Raw genomic sequence first — 15,350 nt, forward strand, 5'->3', positions numbered from 1 at the left:
AGTCTAACCAGTGCGGAGCGGTAGTTCAGTTGGTTAGAATACCGGCCTGTCACGCCGGGGGTCGCGGGTTCGAGTCCCGTCCGCTCCGCCACTTATTCCAGACCTCAGCAGCAATGCTGGGGTCTTTTTGTATCTGCGGCCTTATTTTGGTCCGCGACCAACGAGTCCCGCTTGAGCGCAAGCCCGGCCGACCCGCCACTTATTTAGAAAGCCCGTTGCTGACGCAACGGGCTTCTTTCGTTTAAGGGGGAGGTGGAACGGGCTATGCCCTATGGAACACTTCGTTTCGGGAAAACGGGAGTGGGCTTCGCCCTGCTGGAATGTTACGCGTTGAGAACCTTAGGTGGATAGCGTCCTTTGAGAGGTAAACTGTCATTCCATAGACTGACGAAGGAAGGAGTAGGGAATCTCATAGAGCCTTCGGCTTGCTGTAAGAGATCCCCAACTCGCTCGTGCCTCGCTCTCGGGGATGACAACGTTATGTATTGAAAACAATAAGGTTTGACACGATATGCCAACCCTCAAAAACTTTCCAGTTTTCCAGTTTTCCAGTTTTCCAGTTTTCCAGTTTTCCAGTTTTCCAGTTTTCTGCACGACGAAGTCCGTTTCCGCATCCTAGTATCGTTGTCCAACATAGCTGCTGCTCTTCTATCATTGCGACACCTGTTACTTCACAGCGGGGATCATGGCTGCATCACTGCACTTTCAAGCATTATTGTCATCAAGCTGCGTAAATCGATGATGAAACCTGTTACGGAAAATGCTCAAAAATAGCTTTAGGTTACCTATGATCCAAAAGCTTTAGATACTAAAAAGGCAGCTTGGTTAGCTGCCTTTGCGTTATAGATGTTTCCAACCCCTATTCTTGCTCTGCTTCTCTATTTTCAGAGTCCATCTCTTTTTGGGCAAGCTTAGCTTTTTCGATCATTGGCGTAATGGTAGAGCCTTGAATTAAGATTGAGAACACTACTACTGAGTAGGTCATGACTAGGACAATCTCTTTTACATCGATCAGTTTATCTTGAATAACCCAGATACCAGATGGAATTGACAGCGCCATGGCTAATGCCAATCCGCCTCTTAACCCACCCCAAGTAAGAATCTTGACTGACCAAGGGTTATATTGACGAAAGCGCTTAAAGCCAATGTAAGACAAGAAAACACTGAGGTAGCGGGCTGATAAGACTAGAGGTACTGAGAAAGCCATTAGAATCCAGTCTTCCTTATGGAATTCAAATAGTAGCATCGACATACCAATCAACAGGAATAGGACACCGTTAAGGAATTCGTCAACGAGTTCCCAGAAGTGATCGAGGTGATCTTCACTCTCTTTGGAGAAACCAATAAATCTGGTCCAGTTACCAATCATAATGCCAGATACGACCATAGCTAATGGTCCAGAAACATGCAGAACTTCGGCGAAGGCATAGCCTGCTGTTGGTATACCTATGGTTAGTAGGAGCTCCATTGAGTGATCGTCGGTAGCACTGATTAAATAGTGGAACAGTAACCCTAAAGCAAAACCATATAAGATGCCGCCAAGCGCTTCTTGGATAAACAGCATAGTAACACTGCCGACGGTAGGAGCTTCGGTACCAAAGGCGATGGTAAAGATAGTGACAAAGATAACGAGACCAAAGCCATCGTTAAATAGAGATTCACCTTCGATTTGAGTTGAGATTCGTTTAGGAGCGTCGAGCTTTTTAACGATGGCCAGTACAGCAATTGGATCGGTTGGTGAGATAAGTGCACCAAACAGTAAGCAGTAGACTAGGTCGAACTGAATGCCGATAAACTGACAGAAACCATAAAGGACAAAGCCAATAAAGAAAGTCGAGAATAGAGTCGCGCCCAGAGCTAAGGCAGTGATCTCCCATTTTTGATCTTTGAGGTTGGGCAGTTTGATACCAAGACCACCGGCAAAGAGAAGAAAACCCAATATCCCTTTTAGTAGGAAATCTTCAAAGTTAATGCTCGCCACTGTGTTTGAAGCGATTTCTGTTAAATGAAACCAATCGTTTTGACCTGCTACAAGAATCAACAGCGACAGCATCATCGAGCCTGCAGTAATCGCGATGGTGGTTTGCATTTTACCTATCTTGCTGTTTACAAACGCAATCAACATAGCGGCAGCTGATAGGAAACAGAGCGTGTAATAGACCGACATTAGAATCTCAACATGTAACAAATTATGAATGGGAATTTTCTGCCTACTATGTACAAATAGCAAACATTTTTTTGTCATAACTAAGTCATCAATTAAGTCTTTTAGACGTCTAGACTCCTTTTTAATGTGTGATAGGATGGAGTGATAACTAAAGGAATGAGGCTGTACCGTGGGAAGTAATGTAAGGCAACAGATTGAAGCTCAATTAAAACAACGTATCTTGCTGATCGATGGTGGTATGGGCACCATGATTCAAGATTACAAACTAGAAGAGCAAGACTATCGAGGTGAGCGCTTTGCTGACTGGCATTGCGATTTAAAAGGCAACAACGACTTACTTGTTCTTTCTCAGCCTCAACTTATTAAAGATATCCATTCTGCTTATCTAGAAGCAGGTGCAGATATCCTCGAAACCAACACCTTCAACGCAACCACTATTGCAATGGCTGACTATGAAATGGAAAGCCTAAGCGAAGAGATCAACTTCGCTGCTGCCAAACTCGCACGTGAAGCGGCTGATGAGTGGACGGCAAAAACGCCAGAAAAACCTCGTTACGTTGCAGGTGTATTGGGCCCAACTAACCGCACATGTTCTATTTCACCTGATGTAAACGATCCTGGTTATCGAAACGTTAGCTTTGATGAGCTTGTCGAAGCGTATTCAGAGTCGACGCGCGCTCTGATCAAAGGTGGCTCAGATTTAATTTTGATTGAGACCATCTTCGATACTTTGAACGCTAAAGCGTGTGCCTTTGCAGTTGAAACTGTATTTGAAGAATTGGGACTCAAACTGCCAGTGATGATATCGGGCACCATTACCGATGCGTCAGGTCGAACGCTTTCCGGTCAAACAACCGAAGCTTTCTACAACTCCCTTCGTCACGTTAATCCAATCTCATTTGGTTTGAACTGTGCGCTTGGCCCTGACGAGCTACGTCCGTATGTAGAAGAGCTCTCACGTATCTCAGAGACATTTGTTTCGACTCACCCTAATGCGGGTTTACCTAACGCCTTTGGTGAGTATGATTTATCACCTGAAGATATGGCGGTGCATGTTAAAGAGTGGGCTGAGAGTGGTTTCTTAAACCTGATTGGCGGTTGTTGTGGTACGACTCCAGAGCATATCCGCCAAATGGCTATCGCGGTAGAAGGAGTAAAACCGCGCGCATTACCAGAGCTTATTACGGCTTGTCGTCTATCTGGTCTTGAACCACTTACGATTGAAAAAGAAACCCTGTTTGTTAACGTTGGTGAACGAACTAACGTAACGGGTTCTGCGCGCTTTAAACGTCTGATCAAAGAAGAGCTTTATGATGAGGCGTTAGAGGTTGCACGCCAGCAAGTCGAGAATGGTGCGCAAATCATCGATATCAACATGGATGAAGGCATGCTTGATGCTGAAGCATGTATGGTGCGTTTCCTCAACCTGTGTGCCTCTGAGCCAGAAATTTCCAAAGTGCCTATCATGGTCGACTCCTCTAAGTGGGAGGTTATCGAAGCTGGCTTGAAGTGTATTCAGGGTAAAGGCATCGTGAATTCCATCTCACTCAAGGAAGGTAAAGAGAAGTTTGTTGAGCAAGCTAAGCTGATTCGTCGCTATGGTGCGGCTGTTATCGTGATGGCGTTTGATGAAGTTGGTCAGGCAGAAACGCGTGAACGAAAACTGGAAATCTGTACTAATGCCTACAATATCTTGGTTGATGAAATTGGTTTCCCACCTGAAGATATCATCTTCGACCCGAACATTTTTGCTGTTGCCACTGGTATCGAAGAACATAACAACTATGCAGTAGACTTTATTGAAGCGGTTGCGGACATCAAGCGTGACCTACCTTACGCAATGATCTCTGGCGGTGTCTCGAACGTTTCGTTCTCATTCCGCGGCAATAACTACGTCCGCGAAGCGATTCACGCGGTGTTCTTATACCACTGTTTCAAGAACGGTATGGACATGGGCATCGTTAACGCAGGTCAGCTTGAAATTTACGACAACGTACCCGACAAGTTGCGTGAAGCGGTAGAAGATGTCGTTCTCAACCGACGCGATGATGGGACGGAGCGACTGCTCGATATTGCCGCTGAATATGCAGGTAAAGGCGTCGGAAAAGAAGAAGATGCCTCGGCGCTTGAATGGCGTACTTGGTCAGTTGAGAAGCGTTTAGAGCATGCGCTAGTTAAAGGTATCACCGAGTTTATTGTTGAAGACACCGAAGAGGCGCGAGTTAATGCCAGCAAGCCGTTAGAGGTGATTGAAGGTCCACTAATGGACGGCATGAACGTGGTAGGTGACCTGTTTGGCGAAGGTAAGATGTTCTTACCTCAGGTGGTTAAGTCAGCTCGCGTGATGAAGCAGGCGGTTGCTCACTTAGAACCTTTTATTAATGCCTCTAAGCAAGCGGGTTCGTCGAACGGTAAAATTCTGCTAGCGACAGTAAAAGGTGATGTTCATGATATTGGTAAGAACATTGTTGGCGTTGTTCTACAGTGTAATAACTACGAGATCATCGATCTTGGTGTAATGGTGCCGTGTGAGCAGATCCTCAAAGTCGCCAAAGAAGAGAATGTCGATATTATTGGTCTGTCCGGCCTGATTACTCCTTCATTGGATGAAATGGTTCATGTGGCAAAAGAGATGGAGCGTCTCGACTTTGACTTGCCGCTGCTTATTGGTGGCGCGACGACATCGAAAGCCCACACTGCGGTTAAGATTGAGCAAAACTACAAACATCCCGTGGTGTATGTAAACAATGCTTCGAGAGCTGTAGGTGTGTGTACTTCACTACTGTCAGATGAGCTGCGTCCTGCTTTCGTCGAGAAGTTAGATGCTGACTACGTCCGTGTTCGTGACCAACACAATCGTAAGAAGCCAAGAACTAAGCCTGTGACTCTTGAACAAGCGCGTGCTAACAAAGTGGCGATTGACTGGGAGAGCTATACGCCTCCAGAGCCTGCTAAGCTGGGTGTCCATGTGTTCGATGATTTTGATGTTGCTACATTGCGTAACTACATTGACTGGACGCCTTTCTTTATGACTTGGTCGCTTGTCGGTAAGTACCCAACGATCTTAGACCATGAAGAAGTCGGCGAAGAGGCGAAGCGTCTATTTAAAGATGCCAATGATCTGCTAGACCGAGTAGAGAAAGAAGGGCTACTTAAAGCTCGCGGTATGTGTGCGCTGTTCCCTGCTGCAAGTGTTGGTGATGATATTGAAGTTTACACCGATGAGTCGCGTACAGAAGTGGCCAAAGTGTTGTATAACCTGCGTCAGCAAACAGAGAAACCAAAAGGCTTTAACTACTGTTTATCAGATTACATTGCTCCTAAACAGTCAGGTAAGAAGGACTGGATTGGTGCGTTTGCAGTCACGGGCGGTATAGGTGAGCGCGAACTTGCTGACCAATATAAAGCGGCCGGTGACGACTATAACGCCATCATGATTCAGGCGGTGGCCGATCGTTTAGCTGAAGCGTTTGCCGAGTACTTACATGAACAGGTACGTAAAGACATCTGGGGCTATTCTGCCGATGAGAACTTATCGAATGATGAGTTGATCCGTGAGAAATATCAGGGGATTCGTCCTGCTCCGGGTTACCCTGCTTGTCCTGAACATACTGAGAAAGGCTCTCTATGGGAGCTGCTTAAAGTTGAAGAGACCATCGATATGTCACTGACGACAAGTTATGCGATGTGGCCAGGCGCGTCTGTTTCCGGTTGGTATTTCTCTCACCCAGACTCCCGCTACTTTGCGATCGCTCAGATCCAACAGGATCAAGCGCAAAGCTACGCGGATCGCAAAGGTTGGGATATGCTTGAAGCAGAGAAATGGTTAGGGCCAAACCTTAACTAGTTCTAAATTAGCAACAAAAAGCGCAGCTTATAAGCTGCGCTTTTTAGTCTCTGAGAGTCTGATTAAATCATGATGGTTGCTAAGCCAAGGAAGACAGATAGGCCGATAACGTCGGTCACGGTTGTGAGCGCCATGCCTCCTGCCAGTGCAGGGTCGATGTTCATCTTCTTGAGCAGAATAGGGATGGTTACCCCAGCCACACCAGCGACCAGTAAATTGGTCAGCATTGAGGCGGAAATAATGCCACCTAACATCCAATTTCCTTTCCAAGCGACAACGATACCGCCAATAATCAATGCCCACATGATGCCATTGAGCAGGCCGATTGCAGCCTCTTTCATCAGCAGTTCACGTTTGTTGGCATCACCGATATGACCAAGGGCTAAACCACGGATCACAAGAGCGACAGTTTGGTTACCCGCCACACCGCCCATAGAAGGGACTATGGTCATCAAGACAGCAATTGCCGCCATTTGGTCAAGCGTCGCTTCAAACATGTTTGATACGGATGCGGCAGCAAGGGCGGCGAGAACGTTAGCACCTAGCCATATACTGCGTTTACGCGCTGATTTTACTACGGGGGCGAAAGTATCTTCGTCATCATCCATACCCGCCATACTCATCATGGAGTGCTCAGCGTCTTCACGGATAACATCGACCACGTCATCGATAGTGATGCGACCGACCAAGTGTTGGTTCTCATCGATAACAGGTGCTGAGACCCAGTTACGACGCTCAAATAGGCTGGCAATATCAGAGTCGCTCATGGTGACATCAATGGCTTCATCGGCATCTTCCATGACATCGCTGATTTTAACGTCAGGCTGAGTGGTCAGAAGGGTTGTGATCGGCAGTTCGCCAATCAGGCGGCTTTCTTCATCAATCACGTACAAAGCATCGGTGGCTTCAGGAAGCTCTCCTTTCATACGCAAATAACGAAGCACAACATCGACGTCGACATCACCACGAATGGTGATAACGTCAGTGTTCATCAAGCTACCAGCCGTGTCTTCCGGATAAGAAAGGGCCGTTTCAACCAATAGACGCTCAGCAGCATCCATTTGGGATAAAACTTCGCGAGAGACGTCATCAGGAAGGCTTCGGAGTACGTAAGCAACGTCATCCGTTTCCATACCTTCAGTGGCTTCAGCAAGCATCTCCGGCGCCATCTTAGACACCAGATCATCTTTAACGTCTTCGTTTAATTCATCAAGAATTTCACCGTAATCTTCCGGATCGGTGAGTTGCCAAAGGACTTCACGACTTTTACGTGGAGAGGCTTCTAAGAGATGGGCAATATCTTCTGGTTCCATGTCCTGAAGTTGGCGACGGACATGGACAAAACGACCATTTTCTAGAGCTTCGGTAACTTCTTGGAGGGCTTGGTGAGCTTGATCGAATTCTATTTGCTCTGCCATTCATTCCCCCTGACTCTCTATGCTTACAATGCTGTGAATAGTAACTTAATTTTAGAATGTATTTAATAAGTTATTGTGAAGGAGGGTTATTTAGTGCTAATTGGTCGCGAATTACTCGTCTTCGTCAAACTTGTCTTCAATAAGATGACAAACGGCTTCAAGTGCAGGGTGCGCATCGCTACCTTCAGCGCTGATTGTGACATGTTCGCCTTGCGCTGATTCGAGCATTAACAGTCCCATCACGCTGTCTGCTGTCGCTTCTTTGCCTTCATGATTTTGAATGGTAAGGATGGCATCAAAGGATTGAGCCAGTTCGACCAGTTTTACAGCAGCACGAGCGTGAAGACCTAAACGATTTTGGATTAAGACAGTACGGCTTTGCTGCTGCATAAACTATTCCTTATGGTTTTTCTCTAGTGAAGCGTGACGAATCTGAACTTGATGCCCCATTTGTGCAAAGTATTCGCCGATTTGCTGAGTAAGGTAGACGGAGCGATGTTTTCCGCCAGTACAACCAATCGCGACGGTGAGATAGCTACGATTGTTTTTCTCCAGCATTGGCAACCAGTGTTCAATGAACTTTTGAATTTGCTGCTTGAGTTCCATCACTTCATGATGACCTTCCAAGAAGGATTTGATTGGCGCATCTAAGCCAGTTAATGGCCTTAAATCAGGTTCCCAGTGCGGGTTGGGTAAGAAGCGCACATCAAACACATAGTCGGCATCGCTTGGCAGACCGTACTTGAAACCAAAGGACTGAAAAACCATGACAAGATCTTTGCGTTCTCGCCCTTCAACGCGCATACGTACTGTTTCACTCAGTTCATGCAGAGATTGATTACTACTGTCGATCACTAAGTCAGCATGCTCTTTGAGAGGAGAGAGGATACAGCGCTCTTTCTCAATCGCCTGCTCTAACGAGGTGTTTTCAATACTGAGTGACAAAGGATGAATACGACGAGTTTCGCTATAGCGCTTTAATAGCGTTTCTTTGTTGGCATCCAAAAATAGCACGCTGACGTCAGAGCTTTTCTTAAGCTTAGTTAACACGGCTTCGACTAAGTTTGGTTCAGTCGGTAGGTTACGGATATCGATGCTAACGGCGACATTTTGTTTGCTGGTTTGTACAGATTGAACAAAGACTTCAAGCAGGTCGACTGGCAGATTATCTACGCAGTAGTAACCTAAGTCCTCCAGTACGCGTAATGCAACGCTTTTACCTGCACCGGACTGACCGCTAACAACGATAAGGCGCATTATTGATTAACCATGATGTCGTAGAGCTCTTGGTCTGACTGAGCTTTACGCAGTTGTTTGAGGATCTGTTTGTCGTTTAGACGTTCTGCCATGCTCGAAAGTGTTTTTAGGTGCTCTTTACATTGTGCGTCTGGCACGAGTAGAGCAAAAAGTAGGTCGACAGGGCGATTGTCAATGGCGTCAAACTCAACAGGTGATTCACACTGCAGCAATACTGCGACAGCTTTATCGCTTGCTTGCATACGAGCATGGGGAATGGCTATTCCATTTCCAATGCCAGTACTGCCCATTTTCTCGCGACTGAGCATACATTCAAAAAGTTCGGTTGAGTTTTGCCCCGTTTGTTCAGCGACAAGTTCACTGATCATTTCAAGGGCTCGTTTTTTACTAGTACATTGAACTGCACTTTTGGTGCAGTCCAATGTAAGGATTTCGCTTAATTGCATGGTTTTAGTGGGCGTTTAGCTTTTCTTTGTGCTTGTTGAGCTGTCGAACAAGTTTGTCGACGAGCGAATCTATCGCTGCATACATGTTTTCATCGTCTGAAGAGGCATGAATTTCAGCTTGATTTACGTGAAGGGTAGCTTCCGCGATTTGACGGAGTTTTTCAACTTTTAATACCACATGAATACTGTTGATATGGTCAAAAAAGCGTTCGAGCTTCTGAAACTTTTCGTTTACGTAGTCTTGCATTGAATCGGTTAGATCAACGTGGTGGCCATTAATATTGATTTGCATAGACTTTCCTTCTCGGTTGTAGGCCTAAAGCAGGCGTTTGCGCTGACTTGAAGGGGCTATTCCTAAAGACTCTCGGTATTTCGCTATCGTCCTACGAGCGACCTGAATCCCTTGGTCAGCGAGTAGAGCTGCAATCTTACTGTCACTGAGTGGTTTCGCACTGTTCTCTGCAGCGACGAGTTTTTTAATCAGTGCGCGGATTGCAGTTGATGAGCACTCTCCGCCATTGTCGGTGCTGACATGGCTTGAAAAGAAGTACTTCAGTTCAAAAATGCCACGAGGGGTATGCATATACTTCTGCGTTGTCACCCTAGAAATGGTGGACTCATGCATGTCGACAGCTAACGCAACATCATTAAGCACCATTGGTTTCATGGCTTCTTCACCATACTCAAAGAAATCGCGTTGATGTTCAACAATACACTTAGCAACTTTGAGTAACGTCTCATTTCTACTTTCTAAGCTTTTAATTAGCCATTTTGCTTCTTGCAGATTACTGCGAATGTACTGGCTATCCGCATTATTACCTTTACCCAGCGCGGCATATTGCTGGTTGACCTTCAGTCTTGGTACTGAATCTGGGTTGATGGTGACTACCCATTTTCCGTGGTCTTTAAATACGGACACATCTGGAATGACATATTCAGCATGGTCAGGGGCAATGCGACTTCCCGGTCTTGGGTCAAGCTGTTGAATTAGCTTGAGCACTTCACGTAGCTCTGCTTCTTTTAGCTTAGTCTCTTTTATGACCAGTTTGTAATCACGATTACCTAACTGATCAATATGGTTAGTCAGTACTAACTTAGCTTCTGTTAGCCAAGGTGTATCTTCTGGGAAGGTAGCTAACTGAAGCAACAAACAGTCTTGGAGATTATTAGAGGCAACGCCGAGTGGATCAAATTGTTGGATACGTTTACGTACCGCTTCAATCTCTTCGATCTCAATCTCTTCGCTATTGAAACTTTCGAGGATATCCTCAGTTGAGACGGTTAAGTAGCCATAATCATCAATGGCATCAATCAGTGCTAAGGCGATAGTACGGTCTGTTTCACTAAATGGCGTGAGGTCTAATTGCCAGATCAGGTAGTCTTGCAGAGATTGAGTGGTCTCACCTTGGTAAACAGGGGCGTCATCATCAAGAGCAATACCTGTACTGCCCGTGTTAGCACTGTAGACATCTTCCCAAGTGGTATCAATTTCGAGGTCGTTACTGATTTCAGATTTTTCAATCAGCTCTGAGCTGTCTTTAACATCAGGCTCTGCTGTTTCTGCAAGCTCAACGGTGGGCTCTTTCTCTTCATTGCGGCTTGTTTCTTCAGCAGACGGCTCATCACTGGTTTCTTCAACCTCTAGTAGAGGGTTTGAATCCAAAGCTTCTTGAATCTCTTGTTGAAGATCTAGCGTCGACAGCTGCAACAAACGAATCGCTTGCTGCAATTGAGGTGTCATCGCTAACTGCTGTCCTAGCTTGAGTTGTAATGAGGGTTTCATTCAGTATTACTTGCCTTAATGCTGGAGAATCTTACCGTTCTTCCCTTTAATCATAGACGGAATTGTTCGCCGAGATAAACTTGTTTCACTTGCTCGTTGTTTAGCACTTGATCTGGTGTACCTTCTGCGATGAGGTGACCTTGGCTTACAATGTAAGCTTTTTCACATACATCCAGTGTTTCACGAACGTTGTGGTCAGTAATCAGTACACCTAGTCCACGATCTCTTAAATGTTCAATGATCTTTTTAATGTCGATAACAGAGATCGGGTCAACACCTGCAAACGGCTCATCCAACAGAATGAATTGAGGGTTGGCTGCTAGTGCGCGTGCAATTTCTACACGGCGACGCTCACCCCCTGATAATGCCATACCCGCGCTGTGGCGTATGTGCTGAATGTGGAATTCTTCTAACAAATCTTCTAGCTTGTCTTGGCGCTCCTCGCGAGTCATCTCTTCACGAGTTTCCAAAACCGCCATAATGTTGTCTTCAACTGACAATTTACGGAAGATAGAAGCTTCCTGAGGAAGATAGCCAATACCCATACGTGACCGGCTATGCATAGGAAGGATACTGATGTCTTCGCCGTCGATAGTAATCGCACCTTGGTCACGAGCCACTAGGCCGACAATCATATAAAACGAGGTCGTTTTACCTGCCCCGTTTGGGCCTAAAAGGCCAACAATCTGCCCTGATTCCACTTGCAAACTTACATCGGTAACAACGGTACGGTTGCCGTAAGTTTTGGCTAAGTGTTCAGCTTTAAGTATTGCCATAATTATTCTTGTACTGCTTGTGGCTGAAGTACGGTAGAGACGCGATCGCCTTTCTGTTTACCGTCAGCAATCAGCTTCTGAGATGAAATTTTGTAGCGAATTTTCGTACCGCGAATCACGCTGTCATCTTGTGAAAGCATGGCTTCATCGATCATAGTCAATTGGTCATCAACCATAACGTAGTAAAGCTCTTTTGCTTCACCGTAAAGCGTTTTTCCATCATCCGTTAACTGAGAAAACGTTGCTAGGTCTCCGTACCCTTCAATCTCTTGGATTGAACCATCTTTGGGATCACGGATAACAATAACTTTGTCAGCATTGATATTGATACTGCCTTGTTTGAGTTTTACGTCACCAAGGAAAGTAACTTTATTGCTCTGCATATCTAGCTGTTGGCTATCTGAGTCGATATAAACCGGTTGATCTTGGTCGGTCGACAAAGCCATCGCTTGGCTAGACAGTAATAAACAAGAAATCAGACTAAGGTGTGAGAGTTTCATATCTACTTTGTACGTGATTGTAGAGGGTAGCGTGATTATCGGCGAAATTACCCGTCATCGCTTGCCCTACTGTTTCAAATTGAGGCCCAACCATGATTACTTGGTTGTCTGCCCAAAAGTCTCTGCTGTCTAGTTGGATGTTCATAACATCGGTAGACAGGGTGTCAAAGCCTGAATCAGGTAATAAGTTTGTCGCTAAAACATCTTCATAGAGCGTCAAAACATGATCTTGGCTTAAAACACCGCGGACTGCTGTCACTTCCCACTCTTGAGTGGTGCCTTCCTTATAAACTTTAAGGACTGGCTGATAAAAAATGGTATCGCCACTTCTTGCGAAGTGGTCAAGATTTACCGATGTGATTACGTAGCTGCGAATGCCTTCCTCATTGTATGAGGTATTGACTAGACCTTCACCACTGAACATCGGGAGCTCTGTATCTGGTTCTACCTGAATATCATAACCCTGCTGCTTATCGAAAAGATAGTAAGCAGACCAGCATATTATGAAAGTCAGGGTGAGATATCCAATACGAGATAGACTCATATACTTAGACCTTTATGAACATCGAGTTCGTTTCGTGCTTGTAGAATTAGGTCGCAGACTTCTCTTACTGCTCCATGTCCACCTCGAATAGAGGTCACGTAGTTTGCTCGACGTGCCAGTAGTGGGTGTCCATCAGCCACACATACTTTTAAAGCAACTTGCTCCATTACTGGCCAATCAATTAGGTCATCACCAATATAGCCAGTTTGTTCAGGTGCAATGTCGAGCTTGGTACAAATATCCTGATAGGCTTTGAGTTTGTCATCTTGGCCTTGGTAAATCAGGTTTATACCTAATGCCTTCATACGGTTTTCGACGATCTTAGAGCGTCGACCAGTAATAATGGCGATTTCAATCCCCGCATTCATTAGCGATTTTACGCCATAGCCATCACGGGTATGAAATGTTTTCAGTTCTTCACCATTATTGCCCATGTAAATCAGACCATCAGAGAAGACGCCATCTACATCACAGATCAACAGTTTAATGTCTTTGGCAATATCTAGAATGGATTGTTCCACTGGTTGATATAAAGTTTCAATCATTTTCGACATTACATCACTCCAGCTTTTAACAAATCGTGCATGTTGAGTGCGCCAACCACTTTGCCGTTGTCACATAGGATTAGGCCATTAATGCTTTTGTCTTGCATTAAGTTTAGCCCCTCAGCCGCGAGCATATTGGGTGCAGCGACGGTTGGGTTTACTGTCATTACATCACCAATCAGCGCAGTGTGAATATCAATGCGCTTATCTAATATTCTGCGTAAATCACCATCGGTAAAAATACCAACCAGTTGTTGGTGGTCGTCGACGACCGCCGTCATTCCAAGCCCTTTTTGACTGATTTCGAGCAGCGCATCACGAACAACAGTGTTTGGAGTGACGAGTGGTAAGGCCTCATCCACGTGCATGATATCAGACAGCTTAAGCAGCAATTTTCTTCCCAATGCACCACCTGGATGCGATAGGGCAAAATCTTCCGCTGTGAAACCGCGCGCCTGCATCAGTGCCATTGCTAACGCATCGCCCATTACTAAGGTTGCCGTGGTGCTAGATGTTGGCGCAAGTTGGATTGGACAAGCCTCTTTTGGCACTGTGATTTGCAGATGGATATCAGCCAGTTTTGCCATGTTCGACTTTGGCTTGCCAGTCATGCTGATGATCTTGATATTGAGGCGTTTCAACACTGGGAAAAGCCCAAGGATTTCTCCAGATTCACCTGAGTTGGAAATCGCTAGCACAATATCGCCTGGTTCAATCATGCCCAAATCACCGTGAGCCGCCTCGCCGGGATGAACAAAAAATGATGAGGTGCCGGTGCTGGCAAGTGTCGCAGCAATTTTGTTGCCGATATGACCTGATTTACCCATACCCATGACTACGACCTTGCCATCTTTATTAGCAAGGATAAGCTCACACGCTTTGATAAAGTCTTGGTTTAGATATTGGTCGAGCTGTTCTAGTGCTGCGATCTCGGTTTTTAATACTTCTAGTGCCGCAGAGCGATAGTCAAACATACAGAACTCCAACAGGGGTTAGGCGGTCATGTTCATAATTAAGTAGGCTTGGTAGCCAATAAAGCAGCAAGATAGAGCTGCGCCTTCAAAACGGTTAATGCTACGAGATTTACCTAGCGCCATCGCAACAAGCAGCAGTGATACGCCAAGCATGACCCAGAAATCACGCCCCATCGCATACTCACTCAAAATTGAAGGGTTTAGAATGCCAGGGATGCCCATAACCGCGAGAATATTGAATACGTTTGAGCCGATGATGTTACCGACTGCCATGTCATCTTCGCCTTTCATTACGCCAGCAAGAGAGGCCGCTAGTTCAGGTAAGCTAGTACCAACCGCAATGATCGTCAGACCAATCACTAGGTCGCTCATGCCGAAGTACTGAGCAATAATTACCGCATTGTCAACGAGTACATCAGCGGCCAGAGGCAAAACAATCAGGCCGATCACTACCCACATCGCCGCTTTGCCGTTACTTACGCCTTCCGGAACTTCGGATTCTTGCTCTTCAATGAATGCATCGCCGTTCTTTTTCTCGTTGCGGCTGATGCGCAGCATAGTGAGGATGAAAGCGCCAAAAAGAGCAAACAGCAATACGCCTTCATAGAAGCCTAAGTGGCTATCCCACAATAGAACACCTGCTAAAAGCGTCACCCCAATCATCAAAGGTAATTCACGGCGTAGTACGCCTGAACTGATTGAGAGTGGTTTGATTAGTGCAGTGATACCTAAGATTAACGCAATGTTGGCAATGTTTGAGCCTAAGACGTTACCCACTGCTGTATCGGTTTTACCATCGAGAGCTGCAGTGGCAGAAACCATCATTTCAGGCGCTGAAGAGCCCATAGCAAGGATGGTCATACCGATAACAAGAGGAGAAATACCTACGTTACGAGCCAGGGCAGCAGCACCAAATACCAGTTTGTCGGCACTCCAAACCAAAAATACCAATCCAATAATGAGAAACACAACGGCTTCAAGCATGATGATTCCTAATCAATATACAACGAGAGAATTTAACCGTTAATTTTGACGGTTTGGGGGTAAAAAGAAAAGCAGATCATTCAATTAATTGTTAACCAAATACGTAGTA

The 15,350-nt window shown here is 45.6% G+C and carries 15 protein-coding genes and 1 tRNA gene; 2 read left to right on the forward strand and 14 right to left on the reverse strand.

Going from position 1 to position 15,350, the window contains the following annotated elements; all coding sequences use genetic code 11:
* The first annotated feature begins 14 nt into the window (after positions 1 to 14).
* A tRNA-Asp gene (locus AC5O63_RS14785) sits at positions 15 to 91 on the forward strand.
* A gap of 387 nt (positions 92 to 478) precedes the next feature.
* Here AC5O63_RS14785 and AC5O63_RS14790 read toward each other — a convergent pair.
* Together AC5O63_RS14790 and AC5O63_RS14795 are read right to left on the reverse strand one after the other, a co-directional pair.
* Entirely contained in the window at positions 479 to 655 is a 177-nt protein-coding gene (locus AC5O63_RS14790; protein WP_494505459.1) for a hypothetical protein, read from the reverse strand.
* Positions 656 to 859: 204 nt separating this feature from the next.
* Positions 860 to 2,167, reverse strand: a complete 1,308-nt coding sequence (locus AC5O63_RS14795; RefSeq protein ID WP_494505460.1) for a cation:proton antiporter — start codon at positions 2,165 to 2,167, stop codon at positions 860 to 862.
* A 169-nt stretch (positions 2,168 to 2,336) separates the two neighbouring features.
* Here AC5O63_RS14795 and metH point away from each other — a divergent pair, with 169 nt between their 5' ends.
* Positions 2,337 to 6,014, forward strand: coding sequence for a methionine synthase (metH, locus tag AC5O63_RS14800; protein WP_494505461.1), 3,678 nt, complete (start codon positions 2,337 to 2,339; stop codon positions 6,012 to 6,014).
* A 62-nt stretch (positions 6,015 to 6,076) separates the two neighbouring features.
* Here metH and mgtE read toward each other — a convergent pair whose 3' ends face one another.
* The 12 genes from mgtE to AC5O63_RS14860 form a co-directional block, all read right to left on the reverse strand.
* Positions 6,077 to 7,432: a magnesium transporter gene (mgtE, locus tag AC5O63_RS14805; RefSeq protein WP_494505462.1), complete on the reverse strand. Its 1,356-nt coding sequence runs from the start codon at positions 7,430 to 7,432 to the stop codon at positions 6,077 to 6,079.
* 111 nt (positions 7,433 to 7,543) lie between these two features.
* The gene (locus AC5O63_RS14810) at positions 7,544 to 7,822 is read right to left on the reverse strand and encodes an HPr family phosphocarrier protein (protein ID WP_004409805.1); all 279 of its coding nucleotides are present in this window, start codon (positions 7,820 to 7,822) and stop codon (positions 7,544 to 7,546) included.
* Between the two features lie 3 nt (positions 7,823 to 7,825).
* Entirely contained in the window at positions 7,826 to 8,689 is an 864-nt protein-coding gene (rapZ, locus tag AC5O63_RS14815) for an RNase adapter RapZ (RefSeq protein ID WP_171326057.1), read from the reverse strand.
* Entirely contained in the window at positions 8,689 to 9,135 is a 447-nt protein-coding gene (gene ptsN / locus AC5O63_RS14820) for a PTS IIA-like nitrogen regulatory protein PtsN (RefSeq protein ID WP_004748606.1), read from the reverse strand. The genes rapZ and ptsN overlap by 1 nt, the downstream gene beginning before the upstream one ends.
* Before the next feature lie 4 nt (positions 9,136 to 9,139).
* Positions 9,140 to 9,427 (reverse strand): ribosome hibernation promoting factor, encoded by a 288-nt coding sequence (gene hpf / locus AC5O63_RS14825; protein ID WP_004748604.1) that lies wholly within the window; start codon positions 9,425 to 9,427, stop codon positions 9,140 to 9,142.
* Positions 9,428 to 9,451: 24 nt separating this feature from the next.
* Positions 9,452 to 10,918 (reverse strand): RNA polymerase factor sigma-54, encoded by a 1,467-nt coding sequence (locus AC5O63_RS14830; protein WP_494505463.1) that lies wholly within the window; start codon positions 10,916 to 10,918, stop codon positions 9,452 to 9,454.
* 50 nt (positions 10,919 to 10,968) lie between these two features.
* On the reverse strand, positions 10,969 to 11,694 hold the full coding sequence (lptB, locus tag AC5O63_RS14835) for an LPS export ABC transporter ATP-binding protein (protein ID WP_004748600.1): 726 nt from the start codon (positions 11,692 to 11,694) through the stop codon (positions 10,969 to 10,971).
* A 2-nt stretch (positions 11,695 to 11,696) separates the two neighbouring features.
* Complete coding sequence (gene lptA, locus AC5O63_RS14840; RefSeq protein WP_171382701.1) at positions 11,697 to 12,194, reverse strand: lipopolysaccharide transport periplasmic protein LptA; 498 nt, start codon at positions 12,192 to 12,194, stop codon at positions 11,697 to 11,699.
* Complete coding sequence (lptC, locus tag AC5O63_RS14845; protein WP_494505464.1) at positions 12,175 to 12,738, reverse strand: LPS export ABC transporter periplasmic protein LptC; 564 nt, start codon at positions 12,736 to 12,738, stop codon at positions 12,175 to 12,177. Before lptC ends, lptA begins: the two co-directional genes overlap by 20 nt.
* Positions 12,735 to 13,292 carry a 3-deoxy-manno-octulosonate-8-phosphatase KdsC gene (gene kdsC, locus AC5O63_RS14850; protein ID WP_494505465.1) on the reverse strand — a complete coding sequence of 186 codons (558 nt, stop codon included), beginning with the start codon at positions 13,290 to 13,292 and terminating at the stop codon, positions 12,735 to 12,737. Before kdsC ends, lptC begins: the two co-directional genes overlap by 4 nt.
* Positions 13,292 to 14,257 carry a KpsF/GutQ family sugar-phosphate isomerase gene (locus AC5O63_RS14855; protein ID WP_494505466.1) on the reverse strand — a complete coding sequence of 322 codons (966 nt, stop codon included), beginning with the start codon at positions 14,255 to 14,257 and terminating at the stop codon, positions 13,292 to 13,294. Before AC5O63_RS14855 ends, kdsC begins: the two co-directional genes overlap by 1 nt.
* Before the next feature lie 18 nt (positions 14,258 to 14,275).
* Positions 14,276 to 15,241, reverse strand: a complete 966-nt coding sequence (locus AC5O63_RS14860) for a calcium/sodium antiporter (protein ID WP_494505467.1) — start codon at positions 15,239 to 15,241, stop codon at positions 14,276 to 14,278.
* Between the last annotated feature and the right edge of the window lie 109 nt (positions 15,242 to 15,350).

This window comes from Vibrio sp. SCP2 (assembly GCF_059295395.1).

Excerpts from the sequence above, each read along its gene's own strand:
- AC5O63_RS14790 (WP_494505459.1), bottom strand. The coding sequence starts at position 655 with ATGATAGAAGAGCAGCAGCTATGTTGGACAACGATACTAGGATGCGGA.
- AC5O63_RS14795 (WP_494505460.1), bottom strand. The coding sequence starts at position 2,167 with ATGTCGGTCTATTACACGCTCTGTTTCCTATCAGCTGCCGCTATGTTG.
- mgtE (WP_494505462.1), bottom strand. The coding sequence starts at position 7,432 with ATGGCAGAGCAAATAGAATTCGATCAAGCTCACCAAGCCCTCCAAGAA.
- AC5O63_RS14810 (WP_004409805.1), bottom strand. The coding sequence starts at position 7,822 with ATGCAGCAGCAAAGCCGTACTGTCTTAATCCAAAATCGTTTAGGTCTT.
- rapZ (WP_171326057.1), bottom strand. The coding sequence starts at position 8,689 with ATGCGCCTTATCGTTGTTAGCGGTCAGTCCGGTGCAGGTAAAAGCGTT.
- ptsN (WP_004748606.1), bottom strand. The coding sequence starts at position 9,135 with ATGCAATTAAGCGAAATCCTTACATTGGACTGCACCAAAAGTGCAGTT.
- hpf (WP_004748604.1), bottom strand. The coding sequence starts at position 9,427 with ATGCAAATCAATATTAATGGCCACCACGTTGATCTAACCGATTCAATG.
- AC5O63_RS14830 (WP_494505463.1), bottom strand. The coding sequence starts at position 10,918 with ATGAAACCCTCATTACAACTCAAGCTAGGACAGCAGTTAGCGATGACA.
- lptB (WP_004748600.1), bottom strand. The coding sequence starts at position 11,694 with ATGGCAATACTTAAAGCTGAACACTTAGCCAAAACTTACGGCAACCGT.
- lptA (WP_171382701.1), bottom strand. The coding sequence starts at position 12,194 with ATGAAACTCTCACACCTTAGTCTGATTTCTTGTTTATTACTGTCTAGC.
- lptC (WP_494505464.1), bottom strand. The coding sequence starts at position 12,738 with ATGAGTCTATCTCGTATTGGATATCTCACCCTGACTTTCATAATATGC.
- kdsC (WP_494505465.1), bottom strand. The coding sequence starts at position 13,292 with ATGTCGAAAATGATTGAAACTTTATATCAACCAGTGGAACAATCCATT.
- AC5O63_RS14855 (WP_494505466.1), bottom strand. The coding sequence starts at position 14,257 with ATGTTTGACTATCGCTCTGCGGCACTAGAAGTATTAAAAACCGAGATC.
- AC5O63_RS14860 (WP_494505467.1), bottom strand. The coding sequence starts at position 15,241 with ATGCTTGAAGCCGTTGTGTTTCTCATTATTGGATTGGTATTTTTGGTT.